An 11742-nucleotide genomic window follows, 5' to 3' on the forward strand; every position below is an offset into this window, starting at 1 on the left:
TCGATTGAGGTGTCCTGGCCGGGGAGGCTAGGCGTTGGTGAGTTCGGAGCGCGGGATGCGTCGCCAGCCGGTTGCTCGCACCCTTGTCCAGGTTCCGCCGGCAGTTGGGCGACGCCATACCGGCGTCACCATCGCCTGAAGTGCGAGAAGCGCTTCATCGTAGTCCTCGAAGCGGCGTTCGTAGCCTTCCGCTCCGACGTAGTAGTATCCATCTTTTGAACTGCTGGTGGTGAAAGCCGATCCATCTGCCGCTACCGGAATGAAGACAGCTTCCGCCATGCTGGCTTCCAGGTGATTGATCGTTTCTCCGTCATCCTGCTGCCGCCAAAGTGATGGCCGGAAGTCCTTGCGGCTTGAGAGCCAGGCCAAGGCCTCCCGCGCCTCGATCTTGTTCTGGTTGCCGATAATCTCCTTGGTCGTCCCAGCAAGCCGGTTCTTAATTGACTGCAGGGCGAGGCCGGAGATCACAGAAAGCTCCTCCGCGTCTACGGGTTGCCCGGTATCGAGCTTGAAGCGTACCGACGCCTTGCGTACCAGTGCGACCGCATGCTCGTTCCGGATGCCCCATGCGTTCAAGGGGATCGCTTGTAGAAAGCCTTTGGCTTTCTTGACCATGGCAGCGAGAAGCTGTTCCCGGATTGCCTCGTCTCTCGCCGGCGCCAATACGATGCCGTAGTTCGCATAAGCATCAAGGTCATGGAACAACCCGCCAATAGGAAGTCCTGAGTAGATGCCGCTGAACTCCTCTTCCAAGGCATGTCTCCACCCGCCTTCAGCTACGAGCTTAGAGAAGTAGTGCCCGACCATTGCGTCGAGACCTGCTGCACTAGCTTCCTCGCCGAAAAACACGGTGCAGATGCGGTCTATCTGCCCGAGGCAGGTGATGAGGGCGTCCTCGAAAAAGCCGTCGTTGCCGAAGTTCTCGGCAAAACCGGCATGTCTGGCATCCACCTCGTCAGAGATGGTGAGGTTGGCGTTCCCCTTACTGCCGGCGTTTTCCATTTCGGTATTCCCTTGCTGCGTTGGTACCGATATGGCGTGTAATCTTTGGAACATCCACGGAATCTTCGGTACGGATTTTGGTACCGAGCCATCTGAACATAGCGGCCTGCGAACGGCGGGTCCTAAAAGGGCCACCGTTTGGAGCTTTACGACCACATTGATAAGACACGGTCTCGTGATCAGACCGCTTAGCGAACCCGCGCCAACCGGCACAAACACCAACCGGACTCCGGTCGCGGCTGGGTGAAAGTTCAGTGTCAGGTCACCAAAATACCCGAAGTCCTAGAGGTATTGGGGAGCCATATTGTCCGATCGCTTTGTGTGCGGCGGGTGTTGTGCGTCGGAACCTTATGTTTTGGCGGCCCTAAGGTGTTCATTCGCAAGCTGTATGAACTAGGCAAGGTCTAAAAGAATGCGCGCCAGCCTGTGGCCAGCTTCTTCCGCGAGTCCGGCCACAGGGGATAGGGGATGGCACCGATGATCGCATTATTCTCCGCCAGGAGCGCGGTTTGGACTATTTCGATTTGTCAGGTCCCGTGCAGCCTTTCTCCGTACGCATTACGCGGAACTAAACCGTTCGAGTGTGTTCTCTACGGGATCTATGCATCAAGAGACTGGTGCCATTTATCTAAGGCAGCGCCTAACTTCTCCCGGACCGACGTGAATTGGGGTGCGAACGCCAAATTTGACCGCTCGTCCGGGTCTTTTATGAGGTCGAACAGTTGCTCCGTATCGGATCCTGGTGTTGTCGAGTTCCGGGCCGGTTGCGGATCGGCACCATTGCCCGAAGAATAGCGGATGAACTTGTATCGCTCGTCCCGGATCATCGATTGCGAGGCTTTGTAAACCGCCCCGAGATGCGAGCGTCGCTCACCTTCTTCGCCGCGGAGCCAGGGCCTCAACGACTGCCCGTCCTCATTCACCGCGTCACTTCGGGCAAGGTCCAGCAGGGTTGCTCGCGTATCCGCATGCCAGACCAGAGCATCGCAGCGAGCGCGCGCCGCTACTCCGGGGCCGGCGAAGATCAAGGGGATGCCCAGGCTGTGCTGGTACATGTTCTGCTTGCCCATCAGCCCGTGACTGCCAATGCCCAGGCCGTGGTCGGACGTATACACGATCACGGTGTTCTCGAGGAGGTTACGCGTCTCGGCGGTGGCGAGTATCTGGCCAATCGCATCGTCGAGTTGCGCGATCATCCCGTAGTAGTCCGCCAAGTGTTCGCGGACGGCTTCCTCGGACCGGGGGAAACCTTCCAGCAGCTCGTCCCGCAAAGCGGCGTCGCCATTGTCGAAGGGATGGGTGGGCATGACATTGGCGGGCAGGGTCAATGCGCCGGGATCTGGCCGAAAGTGCGCTGGTGGCGTTCGCGGGTCGTGCGGGGCCGTGAAGGCCACGTAGAGCAGGAACGGATCACTTCCGGTGCGGCTTTCCAGAAAGCGCTGCGCCGCGCTGCGGAAGATTTCGGTCGAGAAACCCTTGACCTCCTGCGCTGCCTCGGGCGGATAGGCGCCGTCGGGGTCGTGGTGATGCAGTGGCACTTTGTCGTGATCGCACATTCCTCCGAAGAAGACGCTGTCGGCTGTGGCAAACGAGCGGGCGAACGCCGCCCGGTCGTTGTGCCATTTCCCGATCCCGTGGGTGTTGTAGCCCTCGGAGCGCAGGATCTCGGGGAATGTGCGGAACTCCGTCGGGATCGTCGCGGTGCGATCGGTATAAGGGCATGGCAGGCCGGACATCGCCTTCTGCGCGTGGTCGATTGCGAAGACGTTCCGCCCGGTCATGAGCGTCGCGCGGGACGGAACGCAGACGGCGCCGTCGAAGCCGCCCTGGCAGTGCGCCGCATCGAAGCTGGTGCCTCGTGCAGCCAACGCATCGAGATGCGGGGTGGCTACATCGCGACACCCGTTCGTGCCGATCGAGCGGTGGCGGTGGTCGTCGGCGATGATGAAGATGAAATTCGGCCGTTCTGACATGGGCGCAAGAGCCTCCGGAAGCGGGTGTCGTGGTCAGTGGGTAGGGGCGGCCAGGGAAAGACCCGTCTCGGGATCGAAGAAATGGGCGCGACCCGGATCCGGTGCCAGGTGCATGATGTGGCCGGGGCCGAAGTCAACTCGGTCGCGCAGCGCGGCAGTTACCTCGGTGCCCGCCACATCGCATACAACATGGGTCTCGGCGCCGGTTGGTTCGACCACAAGTACGCGGGCAGCGATGCCGGCGTCGTCGCCGCAAAGCGTGAGGTGCTCGGGGCGGATGCCGAACTCGACCGATCGGCCAGCGGCCAGCGCATGGGGCGCGACCAGTCCTTGCCCATTCTCGAGCAGCAGTCCGCCTGGTTCGGCAACAGCGGGCAGGATATTCATGGATGGGGAGCCGATGAAGGTCCCGACGAACCGGTTGGCCGGGCGGTCATAGAGTTCCAGCGGGCTACCGACCTGCGAGACGTGGCCGCCCTCAAGCACAATGATCTTGTCGGCCATGGTCATCGCCTCGATCTGGTCGTGGGTGACATAGACAACGGTGGTACGCAGCTTCTGGTGCAGAGCCCGGATCTCGGTCCGCATCCGTACCCGCAACTTGGCATCCAGGTTCGACAGCGGCTCGTCGAACAGGAAGACCGAGGGATCGCGGACGATCGCACGGCCCATTGCGACGCGCTGGCGTTGCCCGCCGGACAATTCGCGGGGGTAGCGTTCAAGCAAGGGCCCGAGATCGAGAATGTCGGCAGCGGCGCGGACCTTCTGATCTATCTCTCCCTTGCCGGCTTTCGAAAGGCGCAGCGCAAAGCCCATGTTCTCGGCCACTGTCATGTGCGGATAGAGTGCGTAGTTCTGGAACACCATGGCGATGCCGCGTTCCTTCGGGCGCAGGTCGTTCACCACCCGCTCGCCGATGGAGATCTCGCCGCCCGAGATGCTTTCGAGCCCCGCGATCATGCGCAACAAGGTGGACTTGCCGCAGCCGGAAGGACCGACGAGCACCGTGAACTCCCCGTCCTCGATGTCGATGTCGACGCCGTGGATCACCTGTTGGGCGCCGTATTTCTTTACCGCCGACGAAAGCTGGATGCGTGCCATTTGCTGTCCTTCAGATGCCTTGCAGCGCCCGTGTGGTCGCCACGTCGATGTGTTGCGACATGGCGTCGACGGCCTCGGCCACCTTGCCGTCGCGGCAGAATTCAAGGATCTCGATATGCTCGGCGAGTGCGGTCAGCGCGCGTTCGGGAGAGAGCCGGTTGTTGACCTTTATCAGTCGCAGGCGGGCGACGTTGACCTGGAAGGTTTCGATCAGTAGCGCATTGTCCGTGCTGTCGACGATCCGGTCATGCATCACCCAGTCGATTTCGACCGCGCGCTGCAGGGTTTCGGGCGTGTGCGCGCCTTCGGCCTCGTTGAGGATGGCACGTGTGTCGCCAAGCAGCGCGTCGATCTCGGCTTCGAAGCCCCCGCCCGCGAAAACACGCACGGCATACGTTTCCAGCGCCTGGCGCAAGCCGAAAGCCTGCCTAATGAAGCGGGTCGTCACGTCGACGATCTGGATACCCCGCTGCGGATGTACCTTCAGCAGTGATTCATGTTGCAGGCGCTGGATCGCTTCGCGCGCGGTGCCAAGCGGTACCCCCGCAAGCTCGGCCAGCTCTTTTTGGGTGACGAACTGACCGGGGGACAGCTCGCCCGAAAGCAGGCGGTCGCGGAAGTCGTGATAGGCGTCTGCGCGGGACATGCTTGGTTTCTTCATCAAGTTTCCTTCCGTTTTGCATAGGGTGCGGAACGAGGTTGGTCAATCAAAGATTTATCACTGGACAAACACTGATTAATCAGTAGGTACTTTATGGGCAAAGTACGAATCCGGAGTGTTCCTCCATGCTTGACGGCGGCAGAATTGACCGACTCGAAGCCTTCGCGCTGTCTTGTGCGGTCGACGGTGGCCCGGTCTCCAGCCTTGCTCCGATGCCGGTGCGGAACGGCCTGCTTCTGAAACTGACGGCATCGGATGGCGCTTCGGGATGGGGGGAGGCCTGGTGCAATTACCCGCCGAAGGGAAACCTGGCGAAGCTCGCATTGCTCGAGGATCCGGTGGGCCCTGCGGTGTTGGGGCGGACCCCGTCCGACTGGACCGCACTGCGCCCTTCCTTGGAGCGGGACCTTGCCCGCATGATCATCCATACCGGAGAGCCAGGGCCATTTGCGCACCTTTTGGCCGCCCTGGACATGGCAGTGGCCGACATGGCCGCGCGGCGGGCCGGAGTGCCGCTGTCGGCGGCGATCTCGGAGCAACCTGAGGCAAGGGTCCAGGTCTATGCCTCCACTCCCGGAGTGGGGGAGGTCGACAGTCTGGCGGAGCGGCTGCACGAGGCCGGACATACGGGTGCAAAGCTGAAGGTCGGGTTCGATCCGGAAAGGGATCTGGCGATCCTCTCTCGATTTCGCAGCAACGACGCGCATGGGTTAATGCTCTGCGTCGACGCCAACCAGAACTGGACTGCCGCGTCCGCGACGGTCGCGATCGCGGATCTGGCCAGGTTCGATCTTGCTTTCGTCGAGGAGCCGATCTCGGCACATGCGTCGCCCGAAGACTGGCGCAAGCTTGCCGAGAACGTGTCGTGCCCTCTGGCGGCAGGCGAGAACATCCTCTCCGAAGCCGGGTTCGCAGCGCATGTCGAGAACCGCTCGCTGGGGGTCATCCAGCCGGATGTCGCGAAATGGGGCGGCGTATCGGGCTGTATGGCTGCGGGCCGTCATGCGTTGTCTCACGGCGTGGGCGTGACGCTGCATTACATGGGAACGGCACTTGGTCTTGCGGCTTCGTTCCACTGCCTCGCCGCACTGGGTGGCGGTGGCCGCGTGGAGCTCGATGCCAACCCCAACCCACTCAGAACAGAACTTGGCCCGATCGACCTGCGTCCGGTCGCCGGGTTCGTGCCAGTTCCTCAAGGGGACGGCATCGGTTTCGTGCCGGACGAGGACGCCTTGAAGCGCTTCTGCATCGCGCGATGCGAGGTGAAATGACAATGGACCACAGGGAGGTCTCAATGCCCACCAAAGTAATTCGCACGCTTGCCGTCGGGGCGGCGTTGCTGGGAACCACCGCACTGTCGGCTGCGGCGGACGTCGAAATCTCTTTCCGCTTCAATGACAGCGAGCGGGAAGAAATGCGTGCCGCACTCGATGCATTCGAGGCGGCCAATCCCGGCATCAAGGTCGATCTCCAGACCATTTCCTGGAATGACAGCCGGGACCAGTACCTGCGCGAATCCGCAGTGGGGCAAGGGCCGGACGTTGTTCACATTGCTTTTGTCTGGACGCAGGAAATGGCCGAAGCTGAAGTCGTTCTGCCCGTCGACGAGTTGACGCAGTACGGCGAGTTTCCCAACGGCTTCGACGATTTCATCGCAACAGACCTGACAATGTACGACGGCAAGGCCTGGGGCGTGCCCTGGTCCGCCGACACCTGGGCGATGGTCTATCGCACAGATGTACTGTCAGAGGCCGGGATCGAGGACCTGCCGACAACCTGGGATGAGCTGCTGGAGGACAGCCGTACGGTCAAGGAAAAGACCGGCAAGACCGGCTTCTCTTTCGCGGCGGCGAACCAGGTGTGGTTCCCGGTGAACTACTATCTCTGGTCGAACGGTTCGGCCTTCATCGTCGAGGACGGCAATGGCGGATACACCACCGGTGTCAGCCAGGAGCAGCTCGTCGAAGCAATGGGCTATTTCAAGACATACCTCGATGAGGGACTCGCGCCGCAGTCGATCCTGGCGATCGACCAGGCCCATGACCCAGCTATCATGCAGGCCATGCTCGAGGGCGAGCAGGCGATCGGGGTGATGCCGACCAACACCTTCCGGCAGTTGCTCGCAGCCTACGAAGAGGCCAATCCCGGCGCGGATGTGCCGCTTCAGTCGGGGGTCATGATGGCTGGAAGCGAAGGCCCGATGACCCATCTCGGCGGACGCACCCTGGTGGTCAACGCCAGCACCGACCATCCCGAGGAATCGTGGAAACTGGTTCAGTATCTGACCGAAGCGGGTCTTTTCGAAGACTACTACGTCAATCAGTTCCCTGCGCAGAAGACCCTGCTGAGCCAAATCGATTACCGGCCCGAGGAAAGCGGATTTGCGACCCAGCTTGCACAACACACCCGCACCTGGGGCGCGTATGCCGACAGCGGCGTCGGAGTGGGGCCGCTCTGGAACACCACTTCGCGCGCCTTCGGCACCGCCCTCTCGGGACAGTCCTCGCTGGAGGATGCGGCCGAAGACCTCCTGAGCGAGATCGACCGGATGCTGGGCAACTGAGTCCCGGACCCTGAATACGGGGCCGGTTCCGCCGGCCCCGCTGCTTTGCCGGAGGACACATGCGGCTTTCCCCCCGAATGCACGAGAAGCTGACGATTTTCTCGATGCTGCTACCGACCTTCCTGGTACTGGTGGGCTTCTACCTCTACCCGACCCTCTACAACCTGGAGCTCAGTTTCACGGACATCACGCTGTTGAAGTTGCGCAAGGGTGGTGACCCGGTGGGACTGGCAAACTATGCAGAGTTCCTGACGAGCGATTCCTTCTTCGATATCGCGATCAACACGGTCGTCTGGCTGACCGGTCTTTCGGTGTTCTTCCGGATCCTCCTCGGGCTTGGTTTCGCGCTCTTGCTGAACTCGCGTTTTCTTCGCGAGATGCGGATGACGACCATCGCCCGACTGATTCTGCTGGTGCCATGGGCGACGCCCCCGGTGGTCGCCGTGATTGCCTGGCGCTGGCTCTTCGATCCGACCCACGGGCCGATCAACGAGGCGTTGCTGAATACCGGACTGATCTCGGACCCCGTGGCCTTCACGGCGAACCTCGCGACGGTCTGGCCTGCGATCATCACCATCATTGTATGGAACACCACGCCGCTTGTGGGTGTCTCGCTGCTGGCTGCTCTTCAGACCATCCCCGAGGAACAGGTCGAAGCTGCCGAGGTCGACGGGGCGAACCGTTGGCAGCAGTTCCGGTTCATCACCTTGCCTTACCTCATGCCAACGATCTCGGTGCTGACCCTCATGAGCGTGATCTGGACTTTCAACAATTTCGTCTATGTCTGGCTGACCACCGGCGCCGGGCCGGGGACCTATACCAACGTCTTGGCCACCGAGGTTTACCTGAAGGCCTTCGTGGATCTGCGGATCGGCTATTCGGCGGCAATCGGTGTCACCATGGCGGTAGTGATGGCGGCTTTCGGCGCTGCTTACTTCCGCTGGTTCGGGCTGTCGGACATGCAGGACAAGGTGGGCTGAGACATGCGCAGACGTTTACACCCAACCCAGCTGATCGAGAACGGGGGCCTGCTGATCGCCTTCGCCCTTTTCGCGATATTCCTTCTGGCGCCCGCGTTCTATGTCTTCAAGGGCTCGTTCGAGAAGCTCTCGGTATCGCTGGTGGCTTCGGACGGCGGCTGGACCTTGGCAAACTACGCCAAGATCCTCACGAGCGGCTATTTCACCTATGTCGCGAACAGCCTGCTTGTCTGCGTGACCGCGACGGTGCTGGGCTGCACGATCGCGTTGTTCGCGGCCTATTGCCTGTCACGCTTCCGGTTCTTCGGTCGCGGCTTCATCTTCGGGGCGATCATGGGCGGGCAGTTCTTTCCCTGGATCATCCTGGTCAATCCGATCTTCATCCTCTTTGCGCGGGGTGGGCTGATCAACAGCCATATCGGCCTGATCCTCTGCTACACGGCCTTCATCACGCCATTCACGATTTATCTTCTGGTCGGGTATCTGACAACGATCCCCAAAAGCCTCGACGAGGCTGCGATCGTGGACGGCGCTTCGCGGTTCACCGTGGTTACCCGGATTATTCTGCCGATCATGTGGCCCGGCATGGTGGCGGCCGGTACATTCGGCTTCCTGCAGTGCTGGTCCGAATACCTTTTGGCGCTTGCGCTGATCACCGACGACGCGAAGAAAACGATCCCCTTGGGTCTTTACCAGTATTTCGGAGACGTTCAGGTGGACTGGGGGGCCGTAATGGCCGGCTCGGTCGTGGCGACACTGCCGACATTGATGCTCTTTCTGCCGCTGCAGAAGAAACTAGTGGCAGGCCTGACGGCGGGAGCGACCAAATAGCCAACATGGTCACTGTTGGTGAAAAAAACTCAGTACGCTTGCTCTTTCTCAGAGCCAGTTCGAAATGGGGAGTCACTCGCCACGGCTGTGTGAGCTACTCCCCGATCTTTGGACAGTTTCCGGGTTGATTTAAGCTACTCTCTGTCCCCGCTGGCCGGTTTCGATCTGTTTGAAGTAGACCACGGCGGGTGGCTGTCCGCCATGGGCGGCGTGGGGCCGCTGGTGGTTGTAGAAGCTGATCCAGCGTCCGATGCCGGCCTTGGCCTGCGAGCCGGTCTCCCAGGCGTGCAGATATACGCATTCGTATTTCAGAGACCGCCACAGGCGCTCGATGAAGATGTTGTCGAGGCAGCGCCCTTTGCCGTCCATCGAGATCCGGATGCCAAGCCGTTTCAGCCGGTCCGTCCAGGCGAAGGACGTGAACTGCGAGCCCTGATCGCTGTTCATGATCTCGGGCGGGCCGAAGCGGTGGACCGCCTCGTTCAGCGCCTCGACGCAGAAGTCGGCTTCGAGGGTGTTCGAGATGCGCCAGGCCAGCACCTTGCGGGTGAACCAGTCCATGATGGCGACAAGGTAAAGGAAGCCCCGCCGCATCGGAAGGTAAGTGATGTCGGCGCACCAGACCTGGTTGGGCCGATCGACCCGCAAGCCTCCAAGCAGGTAGGGGTAGGTTTTGTGGCCCTTGGCGGGCTTGCTGGTGGTCGGCTTCTGATAGATCGGCATCAACCGCATGAGCCGCATCAGACGACGGATGCGCTTCTGGTTCACGGCATGCCCCTCGTTCTGAAGGTGCCAGGTCATCTGCCGGACCCCGTAGAACGGCGTTTCCAGGAATTGCCGGTCGATCAGCTGCATCAGTGCCAGGTTCATCCCGGTCTCGCCCTGCGGTGCGTAATAGAACGACGACCGCGAGATCGACAGCAGGCGGCATTGCGCCCCGATCGACAACGTGGGGTGATCCTTCTCGACCATTCCGCGCCTCACTTGCCGGTCCACGGCTTGAGCTTTCTGGACAAAAAATCGTTGGCGACGGCCAGCTCTCCGATCTTGGCGTGCAGCGACCGCACCGTCTCCTCGTCGACCTCAGCCTTCTTCTTGCCGCCGCGCTCGAAGATGTCAGACGCTCCTTCAAGCAGCGCCCTCTTCCACTGATGGATCATGGTCGGATGCACGCCGTATTCCGCGGCCAGCTCCGACACCGTGCGCTCGCCCTTCACGGCTTCCAGCGCCACCCGAGCCTTGAAGCCCGCGTCATGGTTTCTGCGTTTCGACATGTTCTGATCTCCTCGTTCTTGGAGACCAGCAGACGTCAGATCGTAGCTTCCGTCACTGTCCGGTTTTCGGGGGGTACCTCAGGTCGCGCCGCAGTTTTCGCCCGCCCGCGCCCCAATGGCTGCTTCTACGAGCACCGGACGTTAAAGCAAGATCGAGCCTACGCCCGGATCGCGGACAACGCCGCCATTGGCGGAAGGTGGCATCGGACCGCTCACTGCGCTGAGCTGCCCTTGAGGCCCAAACTGGCAATGTCTGCTCTAAGGTTGGGTCTCAATTCGGCGGCAGGTAGGGATCGAGCGTGCCGAGTGGGATAGGTGGTTCCGAAGCGAGCGTGGTCTGGAATTCGACGATCTTGCTGAAGATAACCGGAAGAACCCAGGTGGATTGCTCTTGGACCTGATACTCCTCTTTCGGGTCGGTGATCAGGTTATAGATCCGGGGCACATTGAGCGGCATCGGTTCGCTGTTCATGTTCTCCAGGTCGACAAGGTGCACCTTCCAGTTCCGCCACTTGTACCCGTAGACGTCATCATTGTTGTAGATGATGAAGCCCTCGCGGTTGGACGTCTCCTGCTCTCCGAGAAAGAAATCGGATTGATCCACACCGTCGATGATACGGTCGTCGGGCGTTTCGAAACCAGCGAACTCGGCAAGCGTCGGCAGCAAATCCACGAGGTGGACTATCTCATTACTGGTCTTGCCAGCTTCGATCCGTCCCGGCCACCTGGCAAGGAACGGAACCCGCAGCGATCCCTCCCAGGCGGTGAAATAGGCACCGCGCCACGGACCGGCTGTGCCGTGCCATGGAGCGAAATACTCCGGCCCGTTATCACTCAGCCAGAGGACGAGCGTATCGTCCTCGATCCCGAGATCACTGATCGCATCGAGAATTTGCCCTGACCGGAAGTCGATTTCGGCCAGGACGTCGGCGTAGTGGCCATTGCCGGTAATCCCGTCGAAATCGGGATGCGGAAGGGTCGGCAGATGGGGCTGCGTAAAGGGCACAAAGGCAAAGAACGATGTGTCTGCAGCGACCTGCCGTTCCATGAAGTCGATCGCGAGTTCGGTCAGATCTCCGTCGATTTCCCGCCGTGCTGCGACATCGTACGGCTTTACGTCGGTCGGGGACTCGCCGCGCACCGCCCTCTGGATCATCGGTTGTCCGCTTACCGAGGCATCGAACTGGAACTGCGAGGAATACTCGGATTCATCGGTCGTGTTCGCGACCCCGTACCACTCGTCAAACCCCTGGTCGGTCGGGAAGCGCCCCGGCATGTCACCAAGGTGCCACTTTCCGAACATTCCCGTCGCGTAGCCCGCGTCCGAGAACAACTCGGCCATGGTCACTTCCCAGTT

The 11742-nt window shown here is 61.0% G+C and carries 10 protein-coding genes; 4 read left to right on the top strand and 6 right to left on the bottom strand.

The window, feature by feature from the left end; all coding sequences use genetic code 11:
* Positions 1-27 precede the first annotated feature (27 nt).
* The 4 genes from ACW9UR_RS23665 to ACW9UR_RS23680 form a co-directional block, all read right to left on the bottom strand.
* Positions 28-1002, bottom strand: a complete 975-nt coding sequence (locus tag ACW9UR_RS23665; RefSeq protein ID WP_458919552.1) for a hypothetical protein — start codon at positions 1000-1002, stop codon at positions 28-30.
* A 599-nt stretch (positions 1003-1601) separates the two neighbouring features.
* A complete protein-coding gene (locus ACW9UR_RS23670) occupies positions 1602-2975 on the bottom strand; it encodes a sulfatase-like hydrolase/transferase (protein WP_458919553.1) in 1374 nt (457 codons plus the stop codon).
* Between the two features lie 33 nt (positions 2976-3008).
* Positions 3009-4076: an ABC transporter ATP-binding protein gene (locus ACW9UR_RS23675; protein WP_458919554.1), complete on the bottom strand. Its 1068-nt coding sequence runs from the start codon at positions 4074-4076 to the stop codon at positions 3009-3011.
* 10 nt (positions 4077-4086) lie between these two features.
* Positions 4087-4737 carry a GntR family transcriptional regulator gene (locus ACW9UR_RS23680; protein ID WP_458919555.1) on the bottom strand — a complete coding sequence of 217 codons (651 nt, stop codon included), beginning with the start codon at positions 4735-4737 and terminating at the stop codon, positions 4087-4089.
* Positions 4738-4862: 125 nt separating this feature from the next.
* On the opposite strand from ACW9UR_RS23680, the gene ACW9UR_RS23685 reads away from it, so the two are divergent.
* From ACW9UR_RS23685 to ACW9UR_RS23700, 4 genes are read left to right on the top strand one after another with little or no spacing between them, the layout of a single operon-like run.
* Complete coding sequence (locus ACW9UR_RS23685; RefSeq protein ID WP_458919556.1) at positions 4863-6008, top strand: mandelate racemase/muconate lactonizing enzyme family protein; 1146 nt, start codon at positions 4863-4865, stop codon at positions 6006-6008.
* Positions 6009-6031: 23 nt separating this feature from the next.
* A complete protein-coding gene (locus tag ACW9UR_RS23690) occupies positions 6032-7300 on the top strand; it encodes an ABC transporter substrate-binding protein (protein WP_458919557.1) in 1269 nt (422 codons plus the stop codon).
* 59 nt (positions 7301-7359) lie between these two features.
* Positions 7360-8280 carry a carbohydrate ABC transporter permease gene (locus ACW9UR_RS23695; protein WP_458919558.1) on the top strand — a complete coding sequence of 307 codons (921 nt, stop codon included), beginning with the start codon at positions 7360-7362 and terminating at the stop codon, positions 8278-8280.
* A 3-nt stretch (positions 8281-8283) separates the two neighbouring features.
* A complete protein-coding gene (locus ACW9UR_RS23700; protein WP_458919559.1) occupies positions 8284-9111 on the top strand; it encodes a carbohydrate ABC transporter permease in 828 nt (275 codons plus the stop codon).
* 129 nt (positions 9112-9240) lie between these two features.
* On the opposite strand, the gene ACW9UR_RS23705 is transcribed toward ACW9UR_RS23700, so the two are convergent.
* Together ACW9UR_RS23705 and ACW9UR_RS23710 are read right to left on the bottom strand one after the other, a co-directional pair.
* Positions 9241-10385, bottom strand: a protein-coding gene (locus tag ACW9UR_RS23705; protein ID WP_458919560.1) for an IS3 family transposase whose coding sequence is annotated in 2 segments (ribosomal slippage) — positions 9241-10107 and positions 10110-10385 — 1143 coding nt in all. Because the reading frame shifts where the segments join, the coding sequence is not laid out codon by codon here.
* A gap of 271 nt (positions 10386-10656) precedes the next feature.
* A partial coding sequence (locus ACW9UR_RS23710) for a sulfatase-like hydrolase/transferase (RefSeq protein WP_458919561.1) occupies positions 10657-11742 on the bottom strand: 1086 nt, incomplete at its 5' end.

It is taken from the genome of Halovulum sp. GXIMD14794 (assembly GCF_054457455.1).

What these genes read in the sequence shown, in the direction of transcription:
- ACW9UR_RS23700 (WP_458919559.1), top strand. Translation starts at nt 8,284, where the DNA reads ATGCGCAGACGTTTACACCCAACCCAGCTGATCGAGAACGGGGGCCTG.
- ACW9UR_RS23690 (WP_458919557.1), top strand. Translation starts at nt 6,032, where the DNA reads ATGCCCACCAAAGTAATTCGCACGCTTGCCGTCGGGGCGGCGTTGCTG.
- ACW9UR_RS23685 (WP_458919556.1), top strand. Translation starts at nt 4,863, where the DNA reads ATGCTTGACGGCGGCAGAATTGACCGACTCGAAGCCTTCGCGCTGTCT.
- ACW9UR_RS23695 (WP_458919558.1), top strand. Translation starts at nt 7,360, where the DNA reads ATGCGGCTTTCCCCCCGAATGCACGAGAAGCTGACGATTTTCTCGATG.
- ACW9UR_RS23680 (WP_458919555.1), bottom strand. Translation starts at nt 4,737, where the DNA reads ATGAAGAAACCAAGCATGTCCCGCGCAGACGCCTATCACGACTTCCGC.
- ACW9UR_RS23670 (WP_458919553.1), bottom strand. Translation starts at nt 2,975, where the DNA reads ATGTCAGAACGGCCGAATTTCATCTTCATCATCGCCGACGACCACCGC.
- ACW9UR_RS23675 (WP_458919554.1), bottom strand. Translation starts at nt 4,076, where the DNA reads ATGGCACGCATCCAGCTTTCGTCGGCGGTAAAGAAATACGGCGCCCAA.
- ACW9UR_RS23665 (WP_458919552.1), bottom strand. Translation starts at nt 1,002, where the DNA reads ATGGAAAACGCCGGCAGTAAGGGGAACGCCAACCTCACCATCTCTGAC.